Source organism: Hungatella sp. SL.1.14, from assembly GCF_024460495.1.
In the GTDB taxonomy this organism is placed as follows: Bacteria; Bacillota; Clostridia; order Lachnospirales; family Lachnospiraceae; genus Hungatella; species Hungatella hathewayi.
In genome coordinates this window covers 1-26,224 of the sequence record NZ_JANFYJ010000012.1, presented here as the reverse complement: position 1 = coordinate 26,224, position 26,224 = coordinate 1, and the positions used below count along the sequence as shown (strand labels likewise).

The 26,224-nt window shown below is 44.5% G+C and carries 19 protein-coding genes and 1 tRNA gene; 3 read left to right on the top strand and 17 right to left on the bottom strand.

Annotation, left to right across the window (positions count from 1 at the left end; genetic code table 11):
• Positions 1 to 4: 4 nt before the first annotated feature.
• The 7 genes from NE473_RS14100 to NE473_RS14070 form a co-directional block, all read right to left on the bottom strand.
• Positions 5 to 958 carry a cell wall-binding protein gene (locus NE473_RS14100; RefSeq protein ID WP_055650178.1) on the bottom strand — a complete coding sequence of 318 codons (954 nt, stop codon included), beginning with the start codon at positions 956 to 958 and terminating at the stop codon, positions 5 to 7.
• Between the two features lie 236 nt (positions 959 to 1,194).
• Entirely contained in the window at positions 1,195 to 3,438 is a 2,244-nt protein-coding gene (locus tag NE473_RS14095; RefSeq protein ID WP_022030234.1) for an ATP-binding cassette domain-containing protein, read from the bottom strand.
• Positions 3,439 to 3,736: 298 nt separating this feature from the next.
• Positions 3,737 to 3,810: transfer RNA gene (locus tag NE473_RS14090), tRNA-Arg, on the bottom strand.
• Between the two features lie 117 nt (positions 3,811 to 3,927).
• Positions 3,928 to 4,815: a DUF3881 family protein gene (locus tag NE473_RS14085; protein ID WP_006773738.1), complete on the bottom strand. Its 888-nt coding sequence runs from the start codon at positions 4,813 to 4,815 to the stop codon at positions 3,928 to 3,930.
• 224 nt (positions 4,816 to 5,039) lie between these two features.
• Positions 5,040 to 6,806 carry a glycoside hydrolase family 3 protein gene (locus NE473_RS14080; protein ID WP_155560979.1) on the bottom strand — a complete coding sequence of 589 codons (1,767 nt, stop codon included), beginning with the start codon at positions 6,804 to 6,806 and terminating at the stop codon, positions 5,040 to 5,042.
• Positions 6,807 to 6,859: 53 nt separating this feature from the next.
• Positions 6,860 to 7,705 carry an HAD family hydrolase gene (locus NE473_RS14075; RefSeq protein WP_155560978.1) on the bottom strand — a complete coding sequence of 282 codons (846 nt, stop codon included), beginning with the start codon at positions 7,703 to 7,705 and terminating at the stop codon, positions 6,860 to 6,862.
• Between the two features lie 12 nt (positions 7,706 to 7,717).
• The gene (locus tag NE473_RS14070; RefSeq protein WP_022032215.1) at positions 7,718 to 9,109 is read right to left on the bottom strand and encodes an MFS transporter; all 1,392 of its coding nucleotides are present in this window, start codon (positions 9,107 to 9,109) and stop codon (positions 7,718 to 7,720) included.
• A gap of 182 nt (positions 9,110 to 9,291) precedes the next feature.
• Between NE473_RS14070 and NE473_RS14065 the strand changes: the two genes are divergently transcribed.
• On the top strand, positions 9,292 to 10,527 hold the full coding sequence (locus NE473_RS14065) for a helix-turn-helix transcriptional regulator (protein ID WP_155560977.1): 1,236 nt from the start codon (positions 9,292 to 9,294) through the stop codon (positions 10,525 to 10,527).
• A 132-nt stretch (positions 10,528 to 10,659) separates the two neighbouring features.
• Here NE473_RS14065 and gdhA read toward each other — a convergent pair whose 3' ends face one another.
• Positions 10,660 to 11,994 carry an NADP-specific glutamate dehydrogenase gene (gene gdhA, locus NE473_RS14060; protein ID WP_155560976.1) on the bottom strand — a complete coding sequence of 445 codons (1,335 nt, stop codon included), beginning with the start codon at positions 11,992 to 11,994 and terminating at the stop codon, positions 10,660 to 10,662.
• 351 nt (positions 11,995 to 12,345) lie between these two features.
• On the opposite strand from gdhA, the gene NE473_RS14055 reads away from it, so the two are divergent.
• Both NE473_RS14055 and nudC read left to right on the top strand, forming a co-directional pair.
• Positions 12,346 to 12,936, top strand: a complete 591-nt coding sequence (locus NE473_RS14055) for a biotin transporter BioY (protein ID WP_039891681.1) — start codon at positions 12,346 to 12,348, stop codon at positions 12,934 to 12,936.
• 148 nt (positions 12,937 to 13,084) lie between these two features.
• Complete coding sequence (nudC, locus tag NE473_RS14050) at positions 13,085 to 13,930, top strand: NAD(+) diphosphatase (protein WP_155560975.1); 846 nt, start codon at positions 13,085 to 13,087, stop codon at positions 13,928 to 13,930.
• A 22-nt stretch (positions 13,931 to 13,952) separates the two neighbouring features.
• On the opposite strand, the gene NE473_RS14045 is transcribed toward nudC, so the two are convergent.
• From NE473_RS14045 to NE473_RS14005, 9 genes are all read right to left on the bottom strand, one after another.
• Positions 13,953 to 14,717, bottom strand: a complete 765-nt coding sequence (locus NE473_RS14045; protein WP_243145817.1) for an SGNH/GDSL hydrolase family protein — start codon at positions 14,715 to 14,717, stop codon at positions 13,953 to 13,955.
• A 100-nt stretch (positions 14,718 to 14,817) separates the two neighbouring features.
• Positions 14,818 to 16,743, bottom strand: coding sequence for a hypothetical protein (locus NE473_RS14040; protein WP_155560973.1), 1,926 nt, complete (start codon positions 16,741 to 16,743; stop codon positions 14,818 to 14,820).
• A gap of 16 nt (positions 16,744 to 16,759) precedes the next feature.
• A complete protein-coding gene (locus tag NE473_RS14035) occupies positions 16,760 to 18,418 on the bottom strand; it encodes an extracellular solute-binding protein (RefSeq protein WP_243110938.1) in 1,659 nt (552 codons plus the stop codon).
• Between the two features lie 42 nt (positions 18,419 to 18,460).
• Complete coding sequence (locus NE473_RS14030; RefSeq protein ID WP_118077499.1) at positions 18,461 to 19,339, bottom strand: carbohydrate ABC transporter permease; 879 nt, start codon at positions 19,337 to 19,339, stop codon at positions 18,461 to 18,463.
• A 1-nt stretch (position 19,340) separates the two neighbouring features.
• Entirely contained in the window at positions 19,341 to 20,279 is a 939-nt protein-coding gene (locus tag NE473_RS14025; protein ID WP_243110939.1) for an ABC transporter permease, read from the bottom strand.
• Between the two features lie 31 nt (positions 20,280 to 20,310).
• Positions 20,311 to 21,399 carry a glycoside hydrolase family 88/105 protein gene (locus NE473_RS14020; protein WP_155560972.1) on the bottom strand — a complete coding sequence of 363 codons (1,089 nt, stop codon included), beginning with the start codon at positions 21,397 to 21,399 and terminating at the stop codon, positions 20,311 to 20,313.
• A gap of 35 nt (positions 21,400 to 21,434) precedes the next feature.
• On the bottom strand, positions 21,435 to 22,598 hold the full coding sequence (locus tag NE473_RS14015) for an ABC transporter substrate-binding protein (RefSeq protein WP_155560971.1): 1,164 nt from the start codon (positions 22,596 to 22,598) through the stop codon (positions 21,435 to 21,437).
• Positions 22,599 to 22,793: 195 nt separating this feature from the next.
• Positions 22,794 to 24,236, bottom strand: a complete 1,443-nt coding sequence (locus tag NE473_RS14010; protein WP_039892804.1) for a response regulator transcription factor — start codon at positions 24,234 to 24,236, stop codon at positions 22,794 to 22,796.
• Positions 24,229 to 25,962, bottom strand: coding sequence for a sensor histidine kinase (locus NE473_RS14005; protein ID WP_155560970.1), 1,734 nt, complete (start codon positions 25,960 to 25,962; stop codon positions 24,229 to 24,231). The genes NE473_RS14010 and NE473_RS14005 overlap by 8 nt, the downstream gene beginning before the upstream one ends.
• Between the last annotated feature and the right edge of the window lie 262 nt (positions 25,963 to 26,224).

Here is a 26,224-nt window from a genome sequence, read left to right as displayed (position 1 = left end):
TGTACTACTGCATCAGAGCCCCATCGGCTCCTACGGTATGCCCGTCAGGCGTAACTGCATTTGCCAGCATCTTTCCGCTGGCCGGATCACAGTAATACCGGGTGCCGTTCCAGTCTATCCATCCGGTTGCCATATATCCCTGTTCATTAAAGAAATACCATGCTCCGTCAATCTGCTGCCAGTTGGAGACCGTATAGGTTCCGTCTCCGTTTCTGTACCACCAGCCGGCCTCATCCTGCTTCCATTCACCTGCGGAACTGCCCTTCTGGTAGATCGCTGCGGCCGTGTCACTGTCGATGTATCTGGATGGAGATTCCACCCATTCACCTTTATTCTCCGGCTTCAGCCTGTTGACCGGACGGACACGGTAAAAATACGTTCCCGCCTTTGTCATGGCTGCTGAAAAATCATAGGAAGTGCTCTCTGTTGTCTTCGTCGTTCCCACCGTCTTTCCATCACGGTAAAGCTTTACTTCATAGCTGCCCGCTCCTGCGGACTGGCTCCAGGACACTCCGGTCGTTGAGGTCCAGCCAGCCTGTTCGATGGCAGAGGTCTGCTCTGCCAGAGGCGGCAGCTGCATGGTAAGGACCAGTGTGTGTGACTCGTCCTCACGCCCGTAATTAACAAGCGTTGCGCCTTTTAACGTTATTTTATCCTTTGAGACTGCAAACTTATATCCGTCTTCTGCATAGATGCTTACCTTAACAGTTGGAATATCTTCCTCCGACCAGGTAAATCCCGTATTCAGAAATTCATATTCTCCCGCCGTGTATTTATCGCTCTTCGGAGTAAATTCTATTTCCTGATCCTGAATATTCTGTCCAACCTCCAAATCCGCTTCCACTACAAGAGTGACCGAACTGATTTTGCTTTCTACCACTGCCAGTGCCGTCATACCTGTCATCCCTGATACCAGTGCCGCGCAGATCAGTGCGGCTGCTATCTTTTTTACTCTCATTTTTTGTCTCCTTTGATTTTTTTATCGTAACGCCCTGTACTTCCCATTTTATTCGTATTTCTAATAAAAATCTGGATTTCCGTATTATATTATTATATATAATATAAGGCGATAATTCAAGCCTGAAAGAAACCGCCGGGTTTACGGGTCCCCGGCGGTTGTCTTTGTATGGTTATGATTCTGTTTCTTATGATTCGGGCAAAATCCCTGCTTCTGATCTTCCGGTTTCAAGGGTATTATAAAGTACACGACGACCGCAGACACTGTGCCGTCAATGTTTCCGAAGACTGTATCATCTCCATCGGCACACCCTCAAAAACCACTTCCCCGCCGTTCTTCCCGCCGTCAGGGCCAATGTCGATAATCCAGTCCGCCTGCTTCATCACGTCAAGGTTGTGTTCAATCACAACCAGACTGTTGCCTCGGGATACAATCAGATCAAACAGATTTAACAGGTTCCGGATATCCGACGCATGCAGTCCCGTTGTTGGTTCGTCCATAACGATAATACTTCCCTTTTTACCCAGATTCTTTGCGAGTTTAACCCTCTGCCGCTCGCCGCCGGACAGCGTGCTGAGCGGCTGACCAAGCGTCAGATAAGACAGCCCCACCTGCTTCATCACGTTTAAATGCTTTCGGATTTTCGCATCCTCAAACACCTCCATTGCCTGTGAGGCGGTCATTTCCAGCAGTTCTACGATATTTTTTCCTTTGTACGTACACGCCAGTGCTTCTTCGTTATACCGCTTTCCGCAGCAGGCCTCACACTCTGTAACGATCGGATCCATAAACGCCAGTTCTGTGACTATAATTCCTTTTCCCCCGCACACAGGGCAGGCACCGGCAGAATTAAAGCTGAATAAACTGTCCGCCTTTCCGCTCTCCCTGGCCATCACTTTCCGTATCTCATCGAAGAATCCCAGATAGGATGCCGGTGTAGAGCGGTTTGTAGCCGTGATCGGGCCCTGATCGACCATCACAATATCTTTCTCATACTGTCTGGCAAACACCTGTGATATAAGCGTGCTCTTTCCAGATCCGGCGACTCCCGTCACTACGGTCATAATTCCCAGCGGGATATCTACATTCACATTTTTTAAATTATGCAGGCTGGCCCCACGGACCGGAAGACTTCCAGCCGCTTTTCTCGTTTTTATCTTAACCGGAAGAGATGCAAGCATGGCATTCCCCGTCAGACTGCCGGACTCCAGAAGCTCCTGATAACTGCCTGCAAAAACAATCTCTCCGCCCTCCTGCCCTGCACCGGGCCCTACGTCGATGACATAGTCAGCAATAGAAATTACATCCTTATCATGCTCCACCACCAGTACTGTATTGCCCTTATCACGGAGTTGTTTCAGCAGACTGTTCATGCGGCAGACGTCCCGTGGGTGCATTCCCGCGCTGGGTTCGTCGAAGATATACGTCATTCCGGTCAGGCTGCTCCCCATGTACCGGACTAATTTGAGTCTCTGTGCTTCACCCCCTGACAGGGATGGTGTTTCACGGTTCAGATGAAGATACGGCAGACCAATCTCAATCATACGGTCCAGTCCCTCGATCAGAGTCTGCACCAGCACATCCACAGTCTGGTCGGATATCCGGGACAGCACCTCCCGCAGCTGTGTAAGCTCCATCTCACATAAATCCGCGATGGAATACCCATTGATCTTACAGCGTAAAGCCTCCTTATTCAGACGCCTTCCATGACACTCCGTGCATACCGTCTCTGCAATCAGATTCTGTGATTTTTCCTGTGTATGCCTGCTTTTACTGCTGATATCCCGGTTCAGAAGAGTTTTTGTATATTTATGAAAAATTCCAGTCACCTTCGGATTTTCCGGTTTGCCAGTACCGCTTCGGGAGCCGTATAACAGCAGATTATATTCTTCAGCCGTATATTCTTTCACCGGCTTATCCAGGTCAAACAGACCTGACCTGGCATACTGCTTCCAGTACCAGGTCCCCGGACTGTACAGGGAGTCTTTCACGCAGCCTTCATTCCAGGATTTGTCCCGGTCTATGACCGCTTCGATATCAACCTGTGTAATCTTTCCCAGGCCCGAGCATGTCCTGCACATCCCGTTGGGATCGTTGAATGAAAAGTAAGAGGCTGTTCCCACATACGGACTGCCAATTCTCGAATACAACAGGCGCAGACTGGCGTACAAACCGCTGATGGTCCCTACGGTTGAACGGGCATTCCCTCCCAGTGGTGACTGGTCCACTACAACGGAGGCAGTCAGATTATCGATGCGTTCTACTGCCGGCTTTGGATACTTCGGAAGCCTTGACCGTACATACGACGGATAGGTGGCATTCATCTGTCTCTGTGATTCGGCAGCAATGGTATCAAACACAATACTGGACTTCCCTGATCCGGATACTCCGGTAAATACCGTAATCTTCTCCTTTGGAATTCGAAAAGACACATGTTTTAAGTTATTTTGAGTCAATCCCTGAACAATCATATCTTCCATCGCGTTATCCCTCTTTCCTGTGTCATTCGGATTGTATGATATCTGATTTTTCACAATCTGTTTCATTATAGCAGACCGGTGATCGGAATTCCTGATATTTTCTGCTTATTGATTGCAGGAAACTGATGCATGGTTTTGTTCCTCGTTCCCGGTTTTCATTAATATTTCCTCATCCGGAACCCTTTAATCAGGCCGGCTTGATCTGTCTTAACCGCCTGCAGAGCCTGCTCTATTTTCCGTAACATAAAAAACACCGGCAAAAACCTCAATTCCGCGAGGTTTTCGTCGGTGTTTTCAGCGTTCCTGAGCGGATTCGAACCGCTGGCCTTCCGCTTAGGAGGCGGACGCTCTATCCTGCTGAGCTACAGAAACATCCCCTGTGCTGCGGCCATAACCGCGCACAGGCTGTATATTATTATATTAACAATTATGCGTTTCGTCAAGTTTTACTTGAAGAATCTTTCACCAAATCCTTCAAAATCCCGTTGTCTAATCCGCCGCCTCATCAAATACCACATTGCCCTGCATCCAAATCTGCCCCTTAAACCGTCTTCCAACCGCCGGCTCTCCGGTCAAATCCTGCTTGGCGATCCCCACATGGAAAACGATGTCGCTGCATTCCAGTTTCAAATCATAAACCTCTTCTCCAGTGATCTGGTTCTTCTTTTCTACAATTTCTGTAATCTCACCGATCACTGAGTACTGGTCACATTCCACTCCGCAAGGCATAAAACAGGAATCAATGATCGAATACAAATCTTCCTTCATCACCCGTCTGGAGATCTGGGAATACATGTCGATATCTTCGATGGTCAGAGTCTCCATGGCATCCTCATCGCCATTCTTGGCCGCTTCCAAAAGCGTGTTACGCTCTTTCGCCGTAACCTTCGCGTTTTCCCGCTGTTTCTCCGTCTTCTGAATCGGCAGAAGAATCTTGCCGCTGACCGCCAGTCCGGTTAGATTGGCACGCTTAGTCTCCAGGGAACGCTGGTCCATGATTCTCTCCCTGCACTCGAATGAATTATCGATATAAAATATCAGGGAAATACCGACCTTATACTCATCAAGCAGTCCCGCATACGTCTCACGCTCTGTATGGCGCTGAATGGAACAGGACACATCCGATGTCATATCCTCGCTTCTTAAGTAAGGATAATAGTAGTTCCTGCGAAATACTCCGTCCCGGTCCATCTGACCGAATACGGCGATACCCATTCCTGGCGCAACCTCTTTTCTGATCTCACAGAGGTTCGTCTCCTCATCCAGCTGAATCCGCTTCATTCCGGATACATCTTCTGTCATCTGATCTAACAATTTATCGATATCCCGGTCCTTCTGGTAGAGGCTGAATCCAATAGACCTTAAGAATTTATGCATAATGTCGTCACCTGCCTTTACTTATCTGAATTTTACTGCTTTCCTGTTCTTCTATCTCTATTTTCTCATATTTCAGGAAAGAAAACAATGAGGCGAAGAAAACTCCGCCTCAAGTCTTATCGCTTATTATATACTATAATATGAGATAATGCCAGTAAAATTTTATAAAATTATTATGATTTTATCCCCATTTGCTGCTGTTCATACTCTGCCCGGGGCTCCCATTATAACCGGGTATCAAACAGGCCGCAGAAGCTGTCTATGGGATCCGTCCCCGGAAATGCCTCCGGTCCTTTCATCAGCGCGTCCACGAGTGCATCCAGTGTATCATTGCGGGCATCATACGTATTGATGTAAGTCCTTGCCTGAGGAATGTCTGCCAGCATGGTTGGCTGACCGCAGCCTACCACTACGACCGGCAGTTCAAACACATACCATGGAATCTCCCCACCGCCTTTTGACATGCCAAACACCGGCCTGCCGCTTGGAACATCACAGAGGGTGATAACCAGGTCCATATCCTTTATAAAGTCCTTTACTGCATTCTTTCCCGCAAAATATAAATCCAGACTCGGTTTTTCTCCCTGTTCCATCTGCTTTTTCATCTTGTCCATGGGACTTTCATAGATAAATGCGTCAAATCCTCTGTCACACAGCTTCTGTTTCAGAAGTTCAGCTGGATTTTCTTTCGACCCGCCCATCAGCTTCATCAATTCCCCCATAGCACCTCCGCTGCCCTTAACATGAACAATCATAATTCTCTGATAGCGTTCAGGCGTAATCGGCAGTACCTCCCTGTCTTTATATTTTACCAATGTCAGACAGTCCCGGCTGATGGATTTTGCAGTTTCCTTATATTCCTCTTTTCCCAGTACTTTTTCGAGAAATTCCGGTGTCGGCACCAATTCCTCCGGTTTCCTTTTATTCAGTCCGAGATGCGCTTTCAGACCGAGTATCCGGGTGAGTGCTTCCGTCATCCGTTCTTCCCTGATTGTGCCGTTTCTGTAAGCTTCCAGCATCACTGAAAAATCTTCATCCGGATCGTTAAAGAACAGGAACATGTCACATCCGGCATTGATGGCTCTGGGAAGCATCTCGCTCCTCTTCATCCGGTTCGTCATGGCAACCATGTGGGAAGCATCCGTAACTACCACTCCGTTAAATCCCATCCGGTCACGAAGAAGTCCTGTCATAATTTCCGGACTTAAGGTGGCGGGCATCATATCTTCATCCTTTAAATCCGGATTGATCAGCTTTGCATACTCAGGAAGCATGATATGGCCTCCCATAACTGCTTCCAGACCGTTGTCAAACATGGTTTTGTACACCATTCCATAGGTGGCATCCCATGTTGCGGGATCAAACGTATTGACATTGTTGGCTATATGGGCATCTCTGAAGTCCAGACCGTTGCCGGGAAAATGCTTAGCCGTACAGGCAAATCCCGGCGTCGAATGGGCGCCCGCCATATAAGCGGCGCTCATCTTTGCCACAAGCTCAGGATCGCTGCCGAAGCTGCGGGTGATGATCTCCGTATTCTCCCAGTTATAAGGAATATCGCAGATCGGCGCAAACGCCATATTGCAGCCGATCGCGGCCGCCTCTTCGCTGGACATCTTCCCGAGAGCACGGGCATAATCCTCATTGCCTGTCGCTCCGATTTTAATTTCAGAGGCAATTGGAGTTCCGTCAGCACAGGCCCCGTCTCCGCCCCCTTCCGTATTGCAGGCAATCAATACCGGAATTCTGGCATATTTCTGTAAAATTCTGTTCTGCTCCTGTATTTCCTTTCCCGACGCCGAATTATACCGGCATCCGCCCAGGTGATAGGTTTCCATTAACCCTTTTAAATACGCCTCATCACGGGACTGAGTCAGCTGAAAGAAAAGCTGTCCCACCTTCTCTTCCTCCGTCATACCGGCAATAGTATCTTGAACCCACTTACAGTCTTCATCGGAAAGATAGTATGGATTCTTTTTTAAATCTGTCATAAGCAGTCTCCTGTCAATATATTTGTACGATTTTTGGTTACTCTTCTGTAAAATCAACTCTGCAAGTTGCGGACAAACTCCTCTGTTTTATTCTTTTGGTAGGTTCCTTCATAAGTACCTTCGATCTGCCTCGGAACTGCCTGTTCTTTAAACTCTTTCCAGGATTCCGTTTCGCTGCGGACCAGGATGGGATAATATAACACGCCGTTTTCCAGCGCTGCTTTCTGGTCTCCCGGTGCATCGCCCGTCATCAGCACGTTATCCCTGTCATAGCCCTTTAAAAGAAGCTGACCAATGCAGTATGCCTTACTTCCTGCCTCCTGTGCCAGTACCAGATCAACATGCTCCAGCAGGCCATGGACCTCCCACTCCTCCAGTACCGCATCCATATTTGCAGAGGAAACAATTGCGATATCCGCAAACCGGTGCGCGAAGGCCAGGCCCTCCCTGACTCCCTGAAACGGCTGTTTCTCCTGCTCCTCCAGCAGCCCGATCCTTAAATTCACGGCGGCTGACCAGTGAAGAGCCTTTTTCAAAACAGCACTATGATTTTTTTCTATCTCCGCTTCCAGGGCTGCCTGGGAAAGTTCCGGAGAATGTTCCACCCATTGCGCCAGTTGCTCAAGCCCTTCTATGGGCGTATAGCACTGATGGATTTCCTGAAGTGCTTTTAAAAGTCCGCAGAAACGGTTGATTCCCCTGGTCATCGAATAGAGATTGATGTCATTCCATCTGTCAAGAATTGTTTTTTCCCAGTTCTGGAGCCCCCATTCTTCCACAAGACAGGGACCGAAGCACCTGATATGCTTGATATTCATGGTATCCATGGCACAGCCGTCAGAATCCACGCAGATAAGATAATCCCTGCTCTTTTTAAAACCGTCGAATATAGACTCCATATGTGCCTCCTTTTATGCGTTTTTACTTCGGCGCAGCGCCAATTCCGCCGTATTTTCCTCTACTTTCTTTTTGTTAAGAGGGTAGATAAAAATCAGTACAAGGGCAACTGCAATCAATCCTATAATAGGTACGATGCAGGACATGCGGAAGATTCCAGCTGTAACCTCCGCATCGAAAGCCGTAGCCTGCGTATATCCAACCAGGCTCAAAAGACCGCCCGTCAAGCCGGAGGCAAAAGCCTGGCCAAGCTTACGTGCAAAGGAATAGAGTGAGTAAATCGTTCCATCTTCACGAACTCCTTTTTTGACCTCTGCATCATCAATGACGTCTGTAATCATTGCCCAGATCACGGTGTTAAAGAATCCCAAACCAACCATAGCCAGCGTATAGAAAGCTACATAAACATACGGATTCTGCGGCTTTACAATAAGACAGACGACGAAGGAAGCCGCGCCGGCAAGGCAGGATACGATCGATAACTCTTTTTTGCCGAATTTTTGTGCCAGTTTTACAGCAAACGGTGCACAGATAATCAGCACTCCCAGACTGCCGGCCATGCTGGAGGCTGACTGAGCGCCTGCAGAACCGTAATAATTAGGAAATACGTAAGATGACATCCCCTGCATCCCCAGCTGTGCCAGAAGCAAAAGAATCGCCGCTGCAATGATTCCCATCAGCGCACGGTTTGAAAATAAACTTTTTAACAGTTTTCCGATATCCAGTTTTTCACTGTTGGCTTCCACCGGTACGCGCTCTGTAACAAGTTTAAAACAAAGCAGATAGCAAATAATTGCGAAGACTGCAAAGACACCTGCAATCATTGTCATTTTGGAACCGGATAATATGGTCTTTCCGTCTACCACCTCATATGCAAGCAGAGGCGTTCCCACTCCGATTACAAGGGAGGCAAGTGTCGCTCCAATTGTACGCCATACGGACAGCTGCGCCCTGTCTTTGGGCTCTGCAGAAATCGCAGATGCCATGGAACCATAAGGTATGTTGATGGATGTATAGAAGATGGAACCCCATAAAAGATAGGTGACAACCATCCATACAATCTTAAATCCATACGACATTCCTGAAAGTCCGGACTGATAGATTAAAAATGAGGCAATAGCCACCGGACCGCACATCCGTTTAATCCAGGGCTTAAATTTACCGTCTTTCGTCGGTTTGGACCGGTCTACAATCTGTCCCATCGTCACATCAGTAACTGCATCAACAAAGCGTGCCGCCATCATCAGCGTTCCCACAACGCCTGCTGCTATTCCCATGACATCGGTATAAAACTTTAACATGAACATGGAAGACAGTATAAAGGTAAAGTCATTACCAAAATCACCAAATGCATAGCCGATTTTATCGCTCATTCCAAATGGTCTGACTGTTTTTTCCTTACTCATAAGATACCTCCTTAATATTGGTCTTTTCTCTTCGTTTCTTATAGTAACTTAACATTAGAACAGCCCGAACCGTGAGTACAATTTTATCTTTTTTTCGCATATTTTTTAGATACACTTGAAATAAACGTAAAATTGTACGATAATATAGTAAAATCATCTGAATAAAAAAGGAGGACGATATCATGCATTATGACAGTGTCCTTATGTATGTCAGGAAAGTTTTGGAGAACAGGGGCATCCCCTCCTTCCTGTTCCGGGAACCTTTTGAAGATATAGAATCTCTCGATATGGGCCTGAGAGAAAGCTTAATGGAGGATTTTGACAAAAACAAATCATTTAAAAAGCTTACAGAATGCTGCAAGGAACATACTCTTTATTATTTTACAGACAATTACTACTGCACTTATGTCTGTATGTGGCTTCCCGCTTCAGATACTACTGAGTTTTTTATTACAGGGCCATTCACATATGTTGAAATTAACAAAATGAATTATTATAAGCTACTGTCAAATTTGGAGGTACCGGCTGCGCTTCTGCCGATTCTGAAAACATATTATTATAATATTGCATTCGTCAGTTCAGAATCTCAATTTAATAATCTTATGGAAACACTGGCTGAGATAATCTGGCAGGGTGCGGACCAATATACGGTTGCGGAAATTAAGGGGAATATATGGAACGCCCCCGATGATAACCACTACCTCACTTCACTTCCTGAAACGATTTATTTGTCACCGGTTAATACCATCTCCCTGGAAAAACGTTATGAAGCTGAAAATCAATTGATGCAGGCAGTCAGCCAGGGTAATCAGGAGCTGCTTAATCAGGCGCTGGCTTCCTTTGAAAACCGAAGACTGATCCCCCGTCTTGCCGATTCTCTCAGGGATTACAAGAATTATATGGTTATTTACAATACTATTTTACGTAAAGCGGCCGAACAGGGATATGTACACCCGGTTTATCTCGATGAGATTTCATCCAAATACGCTAAAAAGATAGAAAATCTGACCACACCGCAGGATACGTCTCTGATGAAGGAAATGGCGCGTAAATACTGCCTTCTTGTCCGGAATTATTCCGTGCGAGGATACTCTCCCGTGATCCAGAAAGTAATTAACCAGATCAATTTAAACTTAACCAGTGATTTAGGACTGAAAAATCTTTCAGAAATGTTCCATATCAGTGCAAATTATTTATCTTCATTATTAAAAAAAGAAATGGGAATTACCCTGACCGACTATGTAAACAAAAGAAGGGTAGAACAGGCTGTCTTTTATTTGAACACCACAGATATGCAGATACAGACGATCGCGTCTTACTGCGGCATTCAGGACATCAACTATTTTACGAGGATCTTTAAAAAATTCATCGGGATGACACCGTCAAAATTCAGGGAGCAGATTTCCAGACATCACTAAGGTATTTTCAACCTTCCATACAAATGACCAAAGACAAAGAGCCTCCGGTTAAGCGTTTAATCATCTTAACCAGAGGCTCTTATTACGTTTTAAATCAACAATTTCACACTCGAACCTTTACCGAAGCAGATCCTACACAACTCCCTGAGCCATCATAGCTTCCACAACCTTCTCAAATCCCGCAATATTAGCGCCCGCAACATAGTTGCCCTTCACGCCGTATCTCTCAGCGGCATCGGCTGCCTTTGCATAGATTCCAACCATGATATCATGCAGCTTCTCATCGACTTCCTCAAAGCTCCAGGACATTCTTAAGCTGTTCTGGCTCATCTCCAGTGCGGAAGTAGCTACACCGCCTGCGTTAGCTGCCTTACCCGGCATAAACATCATTCCGTTCTCCTGGAAGAAATCAGTCGCTTCCCTTGTAGAAGGCATATTGGCACCCTCTGCCACTGCAAAGCATCCATTGGCCTTCAACGCCTTCGCGTCGTCTAAATTCAGTTCATTCTGTGTCGCACACGGAAGAGCGATATCGCAGGGTATGGTCCAGATTCCCTTTCCTTCCGTATAAACGGCTGTCGGAACCGCATCCACATACTCTTTGATCCGTCCGCGGCGTACTTCCTTGATGTCCTTCACGATATCCAGCTTAATGCCATCCTTATCATAAATATATCCGTTGGAATCGCTTAATGCAACCACCTTAGCGCCTAACTGCTGTGCCTTCTCAATCGCGTAGATCGCTACATTACCGGAGCCGGAAACCACTACGGTCTTACCGGCCAGTTCCTTATCGTTGTGCTTTAACATCTCATCTACAATATACACAAGGCCGTAACCGGTTGCCTGGGTACGTGCCAGGGATCCGCCATAAGTCAGGCCCTTACCGGTCAGAACGCCTTCATATAAACCGGTCAGTCTCTTATACTGGCCATACATATAGCCGATCTCTCTTGCGCCCACGCCGATATCTCCGGCCGGTACATCCTGGTCTGCCCCAATGTACTTAAAGAGTTCCGTCATAAAGCTCTGGCAGAATGCCATAACCTCTCTGTCAGATTTACCCTTCGGATCAAAATTACAACCGCCTTTGCCGCCGCCGATCGGAAGTCCTGTTAAAGAGTTTTTGAATACCTGCTCGAAGCCCAGGAATTTTAAGATACCCTGGTTTACAGACGGATGAAGACGCAAACCGCCTTTGTACGGTCCGATTGCACTGTTGAACTGCACGCGGTATGCCTTGTTCACCTGTACCTGGCCCTTGTCGTCAACCCACGGTACACGGAATGAGATAATTCTCTCCGGCTCTACAAGACGCTCTAAGAGTGCCATCTTACGGTACTTTTCCTCGTTGGCATCAATCACCAGCTTTAAAGAATCCAGTACTTCCTTCACTGCCTGGTGGAATTCCGCCTCTCCAGGATTCTGATTTACCACTCTCTCATAAACTTCATCAACATACGACATAGATTTTTCCTCCTTGTGATTTCCTCATGTTACCATACATCCGCAAAAAACGTAAATTTTGCTCTCAAAAGGGCAAAAAGAGGCCAGAACATACGTCCCGGCCCCTTTGCCTTTTGTAACTGATAGAAATTATAGCAAGTAAAGATTGTAAAGTCAATAATTACCAAAACTTTATTTTATTAATTTTTTTCTGCTTGCTGCCGGTTTGTTATTTTTTTATCATTATATCTCTCTTTACCATCTATTTGTTAACCATTATATTTTTATAGTTGACATTTATTTCTGCACATGATACAATTTTTTACATAAAGTGTTTAATCTGACACAAAGTAACAGAAGGGAGTTTCTATTATGAATTCATCACATACCACTCGCACTGCCGTACCGTCCAGGCGCATTTCCACAAGAGATTTGGCATTTGCGGGAATGATTGCGGCCATTCTTGCCATTATATCACAGATCTCAGTTCCCATGCCAACCGGAGTTCCCATAACGATTCAGGTATTTGGAATTACACTTATCGGTGTCGCTTTTGGATGGAGATTGGGACTTTACGGCTCTCTCGTTTACATCCTGCTTGGTGCTGTCGGCCTTCCAATCTTTGCAAACTTCCGCGGAGGCTTTTCTGTACTGGTGGATTTAACAGGCGGATATATCTGGTCCTGGCCAGTCATGGCGGTACTATGCGGACTGCAGATTAAATCTGAAAATAAGAAACTGGAAACTGCCTCCATTTTTCTCTTTTCTTTCATTGGTCTGGCCATCAACGAAACAGCCGGCGGGCTGCAGTGGGCTGCTCTTGCAGGCGACATGTCTGTATGGGGAGTATTTGTCTATTCTATGACAGCATTTATACCAAAAGATATTGTACTTACGATTCTTGCAGTTATCTTTGGCATTCAGATTCGTAAAACTCTGAATCGCGCCGGTATAACCAGATAAAGCGAATGGTTCCATTTTACAGCGAATAACCCAGTCAAATGGGACAGGCGATATCATCCATTGACTTTCCGCTCCACATCTGCTATGATTTCCTGAATACAACCGTGATATGGTTTAAGATTATAGATAGAAAGAAGGCTTTTCACGCATGATTCAGGAAATCGCACCTCACCGGTTCCGGAACGAATTTTATATTAAAACTCCGTCTCCGGACAGTTATGTCCTGTTTTTCCAGGATGGTTCCATCCTGCTCAATCATACCGACTCATTGAAAATCCCGAAATTTTCCGAACTAAACAGCGCTGATGCCGACATGATCTCCGGCCACTGTGATTACCTCTTTTCCATTGATACGAAAGAATACTATTTGCTCGATGAAACCAAAGTATCTCTGACTGAAGATGAGACGCTGGCATTCTATCCCACTTCGGTTATCCGCGATTTAGAACCGCTCTGGATTTCATTTGCAGCTGCCAACGGTGCAGAGCTTCACCGCTTCTACCGCAATAACCATTTTTGCGGCCGCTGCGGCACAGCGAACATAAAAAGTAAAAAGGAACGCTCCATGGTCTGCCCGTCCTGCGGCAACACTGTCTACCCAAAGATCGCACCAGCCGTCATAGTGGCTGTCACCGATGGAGATAAGCTTCTTCTCACCAAATACGCAGGCCGTGAATACACCCGCTATGCTCTGGTAGCCGGCTACACAGAATTCGGTGAGACTCTGGAAGAGACTGTCCGCCGCGAGGTTATGGAAGAAGTCGGCCTGAAAGTAAAAAATATCCGCTATTATAAAAATCAGCCATGGGCCTTCAGTGACTCCATGCTGGTAGGTTTCTTTGCCGAGCTGGATGGTTCTCCACAGATCCATCTGGATGAAACAGAGTTATCCACAGCCGTCTGGATGAAACGGGAAGATATCCCCGGAGATTATACGAATGTGAGTCTGACGCATGAGATGATTCTGCTTTTTAAACACGGTCAGCTTTCATAAAGTTTGTAAACAATTGCATGCTTTACGAAAGCTGCTCCAATATTTCCTGCAGCATCTCCGCCAACAGCTTTGCAATAGCCTCATTTCCCTCATCGGAAGGATGCAGACCGTCAAAGGTCATTCCCACCGCTTCCACAGGGTATGGATACGGATCTCTTTTCCAGTCGTAGGGAATATCCACGTAACCCGGATAAACATAGTCGTGATATCCGGCTTCCTTCCGCAGCCTTTTAAATCGAACCACACTCTCGGCTGTAAAACCGGCATTTTTGTGAAGATCAACCACACAAAGCCCGGCTTTCTCTGCCGATCTGGCAATCGCCTCTGCTATATCACACAACTGCTGCCCTGCCTGCGGGCGGTAACTTCCCATAGTCTGACAGCCCGGATCTCCAATGCATACGTAATCCCCCCGTTCTACCGGTGTCATTATCACGATACGTCCTTTCGGTGCAGTCTCCCTGATACGTGCTGTCAGACATCCCAGATTACCCAATATTGTTCCAGGAATCTTTTCCATAAAATCGGCATCTGTCCCCATTGGAACTCCACGGCGCCAGTCATTTGTCCCTAAAAGAACTGTATAGATATCTGCTTCCGGCAGTTTGGCCGTAAGCCAGTCCTTAGTCTCCGAACCATTAATTCCGTGATTCATCAGCCTCAGACCGCCAACCTTTTCACACGTCCGGTCCAGATATCCGGACTTCACACGATATCCGGTTTCGCTTAAATGATCATTTAAATATGTAAATGAATCCCCAATTGCACACCATATGATTTCATTCATTCCGGTTCCCCCACTCATACCCTCATTCACCCCTTCTATATTCCTGGAAACAGAGCGCCCATCCTGTTTACAGACGGGCGCTCCAATATCAGACATGAATCTATACATTTTCATATGCCGCATTTTCAAAATCCAGCACCGTTTTATGGACTCCGGATGCTATCTCGATTCTGCTTTCGGCAAATTCAGTGAAACTTGCAGGATTATCATACCTCCTGTAGTTATGGATCGATATTTCCTCTCCATTGACCGTTAGCGGCAGAAGCCAGCCACAACGCATCTCCCCCTGCGTAGGCGAATGATAGGTGCAGTCAAACGTATCACCTGTAACAGATGCATTCTGAAAGTTATTTACAAAGGTCTCAAAGCTTCCGTTTTGTTTTTCAGATCCCATCTCAGCAATCCATACATTTACATGTCCCTGGGCCGTATATTCAAACGGACTGTCCATATCAAGTTCCTCATTCCATGTCTCCGGATATACTGCCTGATAAAACTCTTTTTTTACTGGCTGCCACGATGCGGGTTTTAATGACTTCAATGCAATATAAGCCTTATCTTTTCTCCCTAAAACCCAGCCATATTTCTCAATGACCTCATCAAATTCTTTTGTCGGAAAATAAGCATGCGTATACTGATAATCGATGTAATCGGCATCAATTCGATACATACACATTACCACATTTTTATTGATTACCGCTTTGGGAAGGAACAAATTACCGGCAAATTGATTGGGTCTGTAGAAATACTCCTCCGATCCTGGGGAATTCGTAAATACAACCGCTTTTCCCCCCAGCGACGCAGTCCATACATGCTGCTGGAAACCGCGGCGGCCTTTCCGGTAATCCTGTACACAGCCCAGCATATAGTCATCGGTTCTGTACGTATAGATATCCGCCTGTGTCATTGCTGTCTGGTCCGGCGTCTCCGTAACCGGAAGCCCCAGTTTATCCATCAGCTCATATCTTTCCTTATATGCATTTAATCGATTATACATCCAATTGTAAGTTGGAAATACTTTTAACGAATTTTGAATAACTTCCCGGTCCGAATACGTCTGCATCCCCCAGAAAAACATGATATTTTCAAAATTCTTCGGATCAATTCCATATGTCTTTGCATCCTTAAAATCAATACTGACACGCTGCCTGTTAATCCATTCACCCGGCTGCCACGCCGCTTCCGCAATCGCCTTTGGGCATGTATAACCGTAAGCTGCCATCAGAACCCCACAGGTTGAGAGATCATCAAAGGAATATTCCGTATCCCACAATAATCCCATGACAGGCAATACTGCTTCTTTCTGCGGATTCGTAATAGCATTTGTGTATGCACGTCCATGTGTTCCTCCCAAATGCCCGCGAAAAGAATTTGCTGCCAGATCAAAGAGCAGCATATCAATTAACATTTTGCTCTTTATGCGGATGTCCTGATCATCCGCATAATAGGCCAGTCCCAGCAGAGCCAGCATATCTTCTGCATAATAGCCCTGGCTCAGCCATTCCGAAAAACCGAACCGGATACGCCATGACAGCCATTGTCTGATTTGTCCGGCTGCGTGCTCCTGATGCCATTGTCCCGTCTGTCCGTTGTTAAGAAATATACGGTCCGGGAAAATTTTACCGGTCAGATACTCCGCACTGTGGAAAAGAATCTGATGATTTTCTGTGAAATAGCATCCAGTCGTTTCTCCCGGTTCATCCAGCCAGTACCGGAATCCTAAAAGAGTGGATTCTATTCTGGCACAATAGTCCGGATCCATATAACTCTTGTCCCGGTGCTCCATTAATATTCTGATATATGCCGGAATAATAAAATCCGCACAATCCCGCCTGCTTGCGACATGATCCAATCCCAAATCTATATTTTGATAATCTATCGCCTCAGTCGTTTCTCCACAGTTTTGCAGCTCCATTTTGGCAAGTTCTAAATAAACTCCATGAAAGGATCGAAAACCGTAACGTGTATCACCGGCCTTTCCCTTTGAAGCTTCTACCATTTTTTTTAAATATAAAATCCGGTCCATCACACTGCCCCCTCTGTTAAGACTGGCTGTCACCATATATTTTATTAAAATGTTCCGTTCTTTCTTCCACAATCTTTTCTATTCCTGCATTTTCACATTCTTTCATGAATGTATCATACATTCCATCAAATTCTTCCGGTGCACACGTAATACATTTTACCAGCCATTCAGAACACACCAGATCTAAATCTGTTTTTCTCTCAGATGCTGACGGTGCGGAATAAGAATCTGGTACCAGCAGTTCGCCCACTAAAGAGTTCTTATAATTATTCAATACGTAATTTTCGTACCCTACATTATTAGAAGCCGTCATCTCATGGAATTCGTCCGCTGTGCTCGCATAGGCACTGTTCCCAAGAATAAACAGATCATTGCCAAGCCAGTCCTTATCCTTGGCATTATATTCACTGTCAATGACTTTCGGCAGACCATTGGAATCCAGCGTATAATGCTCATCTTCAAATCCATTGATAAGCACATATCCGCCCTGCTTCGTACACAGCCAGTCTAAATATGTCATACATGCCTCTACCGTTTCCGCATCTGCGGTCTTCGGACAAAAAGCTATCATACCGCCCGGCGAGTAAGTGGCTGAGTACTGCTTGCCATTATTTACGTTCTTTAATGATGGAATGGATACAAATTCAGCATCCTTATTATTTTCTTTCAAGGACTTAAGGAGATTACTGGTAACCCGCACATTAAAGCTGATGTCATATTCGCAGAAGCCTAACGCCCCATTCACAATATCACTGGTAAGAGAATCCTTTGTCTCTGTATAATACTCTTTATCCATCAGCCCTGCATTATAACATTTGTTAATAAAACGGAAATAATCCCTGATGCCCTCATCGTAATAATATTCAATTCCAGTTGCAATATGGCGTTCCTTCTCATTATCACCCAGTTTTGTAAAGGCCGCGGCCATGGTATTGCGATAGCAGACAGAGTTTGAAGGATTAAACAGTGTCCAGAATGAAGCACCTACCACATCCTTTCTCTGGTCCGGATTATCATTTACAAATCTGGTTAAAACCTCAAACAGCTCATCCGGAGTTTCCGGTACCTCTAACCCTAGTTTATCCAGCCAGTCCTGTCTTATAAAAAGATTGCTGGCCGCCAGAGTCGGCCTCTTCGCCACAATTCCATATAAATGGTTATCAGCGGTTTTTCCTACATCAATTACATCCTGTCCTAAATATGCTTTTAAGTTTTTGGCCTGATCCTCTCCCTCAACAAATTCTGTCAAATCCCAGATACCGCCCTGATTCCAGTAATCTTCCGCATAAGCATAGGTATAAGTTGTAACAATATCAGGAGCGGTTCCGGATGACATCATGGTCTGCATCTTAGTAACCTCATCTGCCCTGGGCACAGCTACAAATTCTACATTGATGCCAACCTTATTCATCTCTTCATTCACATATTTAACCCATCTGTTATCCGTCAATGTACTGCCTTCCGGAGCATTGCTTCGGTCGAAAAGTTCAACCTTTATCGTAACATTGTCAAACATTTTTTCGCCGTATGTTGTTACATAGTTTGCATCCTTTGCCGCTGCTGCTTTTGTCTCACTTTCCTGTTTTCCTCCGCATCCGGCCAGTGAACCAGCCGTTATCACAGCTGCAAGCATCACGGACACCCCTCTTTTAGTTGAAAAACTTCCCTTTTTCATTCCCTCTTCTCCTTTCTTTCCAACACCCTTTTTCGGGTGCACTCATCCCTTTACAGCTCCCAGCATAACTCCCTTAACAAAGTACTTCTGAAGCCATGGATATACTACCAGAATCGGAATCGTGGATACTGCCACACATGCCATTTTAAGAGACTGTGACATCACCTGGACATCCGCTTCACTGGCCGCTCCCGAATTCAGCTCATCCGCAAACAGCAGACTCCGAAGCCTCAGCTGAAGTGTATACTTATCCGGATCCTGAATATAAAGCAGTGCATCAAAATAATTATTCCAATACTGCACTGCGTAAAATAATGCAATCGTGGCGATAATCGGTACCGAAAGCGGGATTACAATCTTAAAAAATACCGCGATATCCGATGCACCATCGATTCTGGCCGCCTCTTCCAGACTCTCCGGCAGCTGCTTAAAAAAGGTTCGCATTACGATAAAATTAAATACGCTCATTGCCTGTGGTATGTACAGAGAAGTGAGCGAGTCATACATCCCAAGCTGCTTCACCACAAGGAAAGTCGGTATAATCCCGCCATTAAAATACATGGTAAAAATGATCAGCCCCAACAAAATCTTTTTACCCGGCAGCGTATCCCTTGACAAAGCATATGCCGCAAAGGTTGTCAGTAAAAGACCTGCAAAAGTACCCATAAAAGTAACAAAAACAGTGGTACTCATGGCTTTCCACATCTGCTGCTTGCCAATAATCTGCTGATAAGCGCTGATTGTAAAATCAATGGGATAAAATGTAACCTTTCCCGACAGTACTGCATTATATCCACTGAATGAATATGCCAGGACATTTAAAAAAGGATATACACAGGCAAATACAAGCAGTGTCAGTACTAAATATAAAAAGAACTTTCCTACTGTAAATTTACGCTTTTGTGCCGCTTTTTCCTTCATGTTATATAATCCCCTCCTCCCCAATCAGCTTTGCGAATTTATCTGCAAGAAACAGAATCAGAATATTAACAACCGATTGGAAGAGACCAATCGCTGTCGAATCACTGTATTTTGCATTCTGGATACCCAGCCTGTATACATAGGTACTGATAACCTCCGATACTCCCATTACTTTATCATTTCCCAGTAATAGAGGTGCATCCAGTCCTATTGTCATCATTTTAGAAACCTGTAAAATAAGCATTGTCACAATCACGGATTTTATTGCAGGCAGCGTCACATAGATCATTCGCTGAAACTTGGTGGCACCATCCAAATAGGCTGCTTCATACATCGTTTCATCGACATTGGTAAGCGCCGCCAGATAAATAATAGTTCCCCAGCCCACCTCTTTCCACAGATTCAGCATTACGTATACAAAAATCCACCAGCCATTGCTGCTTAAAAATGGTATTGCCTGACCTCCTGCATTAACAATCAGATTATTAATGGTTCCATTTCTCTGTGAAAATAAGTTAGTGGCAATTCCTGCAACGACTACCCAGGAAATGAAATGAGGCAGATACAGCAATGACTGAGAAATCTTTTTAAACCGTATGCTTAAAACCTCGTTCAGCATTAACGACACGATAATAGTAATGGGGAATGTCACACACAGGGTTGTCAGATTCAAGAGGAGTGTATTTCTGACCGCACTCCAGAAATTCGCATTTTTAAATATTCTTCTGAAGACTTCTAAACCAGCCCACTCACTCCCATTTATTCCTTTAAATACGTTATAATCCTTAAAGGCAATCACCACACCATACATCGGCCAGTATTTGAAAATTACGTAATACAGAATGGCAGGCGCTAATAAAACATACAGCCACTTATGAGTCCAAACTCTGCGCCCTAAATTCTTAGTATAGAGCAGCCCGTTTCCCTTTATCATTTTCATTTGGTTCCCTCGCAATCTCTGTGATACAACCTTACTGATTAACCAGACAGTACTCTGCACACATAATCAGAAACGCGCCCATACCATGTAAATCGTTTACCACCACAGGTCTGTCGCAGTAATGTCTGTAATCTCCAACGCCGGTCCCGATACAGACATTGCCGATAAGAATATCATCCCCAGCCCACTCCAGTGAGTGAATTACCGCCTCATACCCTTTTTTTGCATACTGGAAGTATTTTTTATCTAATATCCCTTTGCGAATTGCCTTACACAGGGCGGCAGTAAACAGGCAGGAACAGGAAGTTTCCAACCAGTTTCCCTCTGTGTCCCCTTTATCCAGCACCTGATACCAGCGTCCTTCCGATGACTGAACTTTGCATACTGCATCCAATAGGGAGCAAAGACTCTGGCATATTGTCCCATATTTCGGGTGATCCCTGCTGATAAAATCCAGATCATCCAGAATGGCAACCGGAACCCATCCGACTGATCTCCCCCAAAACTCTGGCGAGCATCCAGTCTCCTTATCTGCCCAAACCTCACTTCTGCTTTCGTCCCAGGCATGATACAGAAGACCGGTCCTGGAATCCCGGGTTTTTGAAATCATAAGCAGAATCTGTTTGATCACCAGTTCCGTGTACTCCGGTTTATGATAGCGATACCCATATTCTGCGCAGATCGGACCTCCCATGTACAGACCATCCAGCCACATCTGATGAGGCAGCGTGCGCATATGCCAGAATCCGCCCTCCTCTGTCTTTGGAAAATCATAGATTTTAGGAACGATCCGGTCCAGCGCTGTCTTATACCTTGGGTCGCCCGTTCTGTCCATCAAAGGATAAAGCAGAATTCCCGACTGCATATCATCCAGCTGTCCGTCATCGTAATTCTTAATATTGCCCTCTTCATCAATCTGACTGTCCACCCATCCCTTTATATAATCAAAATAAGCTTCATTCTTTGTCAGGCTGTAAATCTTATACATACCGGACAGAAACACTCCCTGATGGTAATGAAATCTGTCTACAGGCGGTAATTTTGCCGCTACGTACTTCCTCATGATAGTATTGCAGGCCTTTTCCCCATACCACAATGCATTTTTTTCACTTTCACCCATATATCATTTCTCCTTTTCTTTCTCTCTCCCCTTACTTAATCAGCACCCTCCAGTACACTGTTCGCATCAAAAGATCCCAGCCAGATGTTTTCCATGATTTGATCAAGCAGATCGCTGCCCTCACCCTCAATTTTTTTGATATTCACGGTACGATCTGACGTCAGAATGTCTGAAAATGTTTCACATGCCTCCAAGGCATCGATATCCGGATAAGAGGAAACCCACTGCCTGAACATCCCTTCATCCGTATATACCTTTTCGTACTGCGGCAAAAAGCCCAAACTGATCTGCTTCTGTTCCGAAACTTTCAGTGCATTCAAATAGTCAGAAAAATATGTGGTAAAATCCACTGCATCTCCTTTGTGCTCAGACTGTTCAGATACGCACACATATTCAGACCACTTAATGTCAGAGGCCGTCTTAAAATACGGCAGGGGCGCTACCCCCACATCAAATCCTCTGTTGGCGTAATCCGCAAAAGCTCCGGAAGTACCAATAAAAAGTGCAAGACGGCCGCTCATCAGCATGGCGGCGGCATCTGTATAAGTGGAGTTTGCAACCACATGGTCAGGTGCACAATGATGACTTAAGGATAAATCTGCAATTGACTGAATGACATGAATCTTTTCATCGCTGAAGTGGAGTTTTCCATAACCCCCGGATAACGGTTCAGAATCTCCTGCCGACACGGCCAGAGCCGTGATTGCCTCCCACGATGTCGGCATACGGGTACCATAGGTTTTCACGCGTTTTTCATTAAATCCATCCTGAAATGCGTTTTTACCGCTCATATCAACAGTCAGGCGTTTTGCATTTTCAACGTATTCATCCCATGTCCATACTTCGCCATTTACAGAAGGAGGCGTAATCCCTTCTGCTTTTAAAAGTTCCTTATTATAATAAAGACACATTGTTACATAATTCAATCTTGCTCCATATACCCCTTCCTCAAATTCGTGAAGCACTCCCTTTTTGCCCCATTGATATACATTTGACTCCGGAAGCAGGAATACATCCGGCATTTTTCCCTCTGCATTCAATATGCTGATTTTGCTTAAGTAATCTGGCTTCAATACAAAATTTGCTTCAATTTTTATGCCTTTATTTTCTTTCTCGTATTGCCGGATCATTGCCTCTGTGAAGGCCTTTTCACTTCCTGATGCCCAGCTGTAAAAAGTGAGAATTGTATCCGATTCCATTGATAACGCCGGATCGGAGGTTCTCTGTATTCTTTTACAGCCCCCCAGTATTGATATTAAAAGCAGTATCAAAAAAGTAATGACAGGTAACCATTTTTGTTTCAATTTTTCTCCTTACCGGTAAGGTAATCAATCTTGATTACGTTTATTATATTGGATTACACAGATGAATCATAGAAAGATTTTGATTTAGAATTAGCAAGATTTTGACATCTTCCGAAACTCCTTTGGTGTGATTCCCTTTACCTTTTTAAATATTTTTGTAAAATAATTGGCATCATAATATCCTACCTGATCTGCAATTTCAGATATACTACGCTCTGATCCCTTCAACAGATCTGTGGCGACATTTATTCTATAGTCTTCAAGATATGACATAATAGAGACTCCCGTCGTCTGACTGAATTTTCTGGAGAGATAAGCGGGAGACAGAAAAAATTCATTTGCTAATACATTCAAATTAATATCCTCTTTGTAATGATTTTTTATATATCTGATCACATTATCAACAATTTCACTGCGGCCGGTCAGTTCTCTGACCTTTGTCACCAAGGCTTCCGCACTGGCATTTACTGACTTTAAAAGATCCTCAGATCTGTTAAAATCAGCGAGGGCCATGGGTGAGAAGCTTCTGCTGATATCATCCGGCAAATTAAGACCGTAGCTCGTATAAATACTGGCTATGACGGCATTAAAAACATGAAAAAATTCAGTATAATAAATAAAATTTTCATTGTCAGCTTCCAGTTCACCCACGATCTTACGAATCAACACCTGATACTGATTTTCTCTGGTATTTTTAAGCGCGGCTTCCAGCTCATGGAGATCCCAGACTGTTTTATGTTTTTCAGGAATGGTATCAGCCTTTATAAGAAATGGTGTGCCAGGATAAAACCGGCGATCCAGATTTTGCTCCAGGCACTGAAGAATCTGATCAAGCGACTCTCTTCCGCTATACAAAACTGCATATCTGGCTATGTCCATCAAAGCGTCTGATTTATGGCTGGCAAAAACAGGCGTGCCAGGCCTGTCACTGTAAAGCAGAAGAATCTGGTTCGTAGAGTGAAAGCAGATATATTTCCAATCGCTGTCCGGATAAATCTTTTCCAGTTTCCAGACATTCGCCTGGCTGAGCATATCTTTCTGATACAAGAGCAGAAATGTTCCGCTGACTTCTTTATGCTTCATAACTTTATAAAAATCACGCCAGAAGATCATCCTCCCTTTTGTCATCTTCTTGCTTTCCTCTATCTCCTCTTCCTCCAGCTGACTGCAGATTTTTTCCAGAACCCTGATAAACTGCTCACTTTCAAATGGTTTTCTGATATAATCCACCACACCAACCTGTATGGCCTTTTGCATATATTCAAAATCATCATATCCACTGATCACGATAAATTTTGTCTTAACATTCCGATATTCTTTCTTTATCTTCTCAATCATGCCCAATCCATCCTGCATGGGCATTTTTATATCCACAAGGAAAATATCCGGCTTTTCTTTGTTAAACAGCTCCCATCCCTTTTCACCGTTTTCAGCTGTCCCCACCACCAAAAGCGGAAGCTTTGATTTCTCAATTCTCTGAGTAATACTTTTTCTCACATATAATTCATCATCTGCAATACATACTCTATACACCGGCATCCTCTCCTCTGTCTGGGTCTTTAATAACAATTTCTATTTTAACGCCAAATCCAATTCTCGATGAGATTTTGAATTCCAGATTCTCCCTGTACTCCAGATATAGTCTCTGGAACACATTTTTAACGCCTATATGTTTTGACTCTGCAAGCCTGTTATCTGGATTTTCTTTAATTTTTTCAATATCACGGTTCAATTGACACAGCTGCTCCTCACTCATCCCATTTCCATTATCCATAACCTCCAGTATAAGCCCGCATCCCCTTCGTTTTGCCTGTATCGCAATACAGCACTCTCCCGCCTTATCCCGGAAACCGTGACGCGTGGAATTTTCCACCAGAGGCTGTAAGATTGCCTTAATTACTTTTTCCTCCAGAACCTCATCCTCAATATCATAAAAAGTCTCAAGATTCTCCACTTTATACTGCATGATTTCCAGGTACCGCTTTGTATACTCAATTTCTTCCCTCAGCTGTATCCATTTTTCCTGTCGTAAATTATATCTGTACAACTGTCCTAAGTTTCCGCACAGAGAGATGGCTTCCTCTTCTTTTTCATCCAGAATTAATCCGCTGATCAGTTCCAGTGTATTAAATAAAAAGTGAGGATTGATCTGCCTCTCCAGCATCTTAATCTCTGTTTCCTTTTGAATAAGGCTTATATTCTGATTTGTCTTGATCAGATCATAGATAGATACCGACATTTCATTAAATCCCGTAATCAGCTCGCCGATTTCGTCCTGATACGGATTGTCCAATGTGATCCCTATATGATTGGCCTGAATCTCTGACATGGCCTCTTTGCATTTTAAAATCGGCCTCGTTAAATATCGTGAAATCATAAACGCAATTACCGCCATTAACGCCGCTACTACAATCATGATTAAGGCAGCAAAGGACCAGATACCGGTATTATCCGCGTGAACAGAACTCCATGCTCTGCCAGCCTGAATAACCATATTTTTATGATTGATACGAAGGTTTTTCTGCTGTTCATAGCTATAATTCGACGACTTTGCATGATCTCGTTCTTCATTTCCCTCTGATCCCCCAAGAAAGAGATTATGCTGTGGAAAAGATAATGTAACACTCTCACCTTCAATGTAATTTTCCTGAATAAGAGCCTCAATATTTTTCAATGGTATTCTGACCAGAAAATATGCAGCCAGCTCTAAGGTTTCATAATTTTTAACCTGATAAATCATGGTAATAGAATCCCGGTACCCGGAATAGTAGCACAGCTGCTCGTCTCCTATCAGCATATACTTTTCATTTTCCATCAGTTCACCGTACCAGAACTGATGTTCCACATGGAAATTATAATCAAAATAAGTCATCTCATTACCGGCAATCTGGGTACCGTTCACTGTTTCCAGTGCAAACTGAATATTATTATACAGAAAGGAACTTCTGCCCATATTCTTTTTCAGTGTGTTAATGCACTCCTGACGCCGGCGGTCATCCGACTCAAAAAAGAAAATTTGCTGCATCCAGTTACTATAGCTGAGATTGTAAGCAATCCCATCGATCTGCTCAAAATAGTTTACCAGAACATCATTTTTTTCCTGAAGTGTCTGATTAACAGAATCCATAACCACCTGCCTCTGCAGGTTACTGTATATCATCAGGGAAACAGCACCGCTGATTAAAAATGTGACGCAATAGATTGCCACCAGTATCGTCAATGTCTTTTTCCAAATACCAAATTTCATAAACCATTTCATACTCTACCCCTATCATCTGCAGGACCTTACACCGCCTTTCTGTTATTATAGCGCCTACTTTATTTTTTGTCATTTGATTATGAAAGAGAATCTTTAAAAGCCCCTGCCGGGAAAAACTTATCTCCCGGCAGGGGCTTTTTTGTGTAATAGGAAAGTTCTCGTAAAAATGGAATTATGTAAACTTGGTGTTCTGCCTTTGCAGAGCACCACAATCAGACGATAGGAGATGGTTAAAAAATAAAAAACCCACTGTTCCCATCAT

Excerpts from the sequence above, each read along its gene's own strand:
- NE473_RS14070 (WP_022032215.1), bottom strand. The coding sequence starts at position 9,109 with ATGAGTAAGGAAAAAACAGTCAGACCATTTGGAATGAGCGATAAAATC.
- NE473_RS14100 (WP_055650178.1), bottom strand. The coding sequence starts at position 958 with ATGAGAGTAAAAAAGATAGCAGCCGCACTGATCTGCGCGGCACTGGTA.
- NE473_RS14045 (WP_243145817.1), bottom strand. The coding sequence starts at position 14,717 with ATGAATGAAATCATATGGTGTGCAATTGGGGATTCATTTACATATTTA.
- gdhA (WP_155560976.1), bottom strand. The coding sequence starts at position 11,994 with ATGTCGTATGTTGATGAAGTTTATGAGAGAGTGGTAAATCAGAATCCT.
- NE473_RS14085 (WP_006773738.1), bottom strand. The coding sequence starts at position 4,815 with ATGCATAAATTCTTAAGGTCTATTGGATTCAGCCTCTACCAGAAGGAC.
- NE473_RS14020 (WP_155560972.1), bottom strand. The coding sequence starts at position 21,399 with ATGGGTGAAAGTGAAAAAAATGCATTGTGGTATGGGGAAAAGGCCTGC.
- nudC (WP_155560975.1), top strand. The coding sequence starts at position 13,085 with ATGATTCAGGAAATCGCACCTCACCGGTTCCGGAACGAATTTTATATT.
- NE473_RS14030 (WP_118077499.1), bottom strand. The coding sequence starts at position 19,339 with ATGAAGGAAAAAGCGGCACAAAAGCGTAAATTTACAGTAGGAAAGTTC.
- NE473_RS14075 (WP_155560978.1), bottom strand. The coding sequence starts at position 7,705 with ATGGAGTCTATATTCGACGGTTTTAAAAAGAGCAGGGATTATCTTATC.
- NE473_RS14005 (WP_155560970.1), bottom strand. The coding sequence starts at position 25,962 with ATGAAATGGTTTATGAAATTTGGTATTTGGAAAAAGACATTGACGATA.
- NE473_RS14080 (WP_155560979.1), bottom strand. The coding sequence starts at position 6,806 with ATGACAGATTTAAAAAAGAATCCATACTATCTTTCCGATGAAGACTGT.
- NE473_RS14040 (WP_155560973.1), bottom strand. The coding sequence starts at position 16,743 with ATGGACCGGATTTTATATTTAAAAAAAATGGTAGAAGCTTCAAAGGGA.
- NE473_RS14065 (WP_155560977.1), top strand. The coding sequence starts at position 9,292 with ATGCATTATGACAGTGTCCTTATGTATGTCAGGAAAGTTTTGGAGAAC.
- NE473_RS14035 (WP_243110938.1), bottom strand. The coding sequence starts at position 18,418 with ATGAAAAAGGGAAGTTTTTCAACTAAAAGAGGGGTGTCCGTGATGCTT.
- NE473_RS14095 (WP_022030234.1), bottom strand. The coding sequence starts at position 3,438 with ATGGAAGATATGATTGTTCAGGGATTGACTCAAAATAACTTAAAACAT.
- NE473_RS14025 (WP_243110939.1), bottom strand. The coding sequence starts at position 20,279 with ATGAAAATGATAAAGGGAAACGGGCTGCTCTATACTAAGAATTTAGGG.
- NE473_RS14055 (WP_039891681.1), top strand. The coding sequence starts at position 12,346 with ATGAATTCATCACATACCACTCGCACTGCCGTACCGTCCAGGCGCATT.
- NE473_RS14015 (WP_155560971.1), bottom strand. The coding sequence starts at position 22,598 with ATGGAATCGGATACAATTCTCACTTTTTACAGCTGGGCATCAGGAAGT.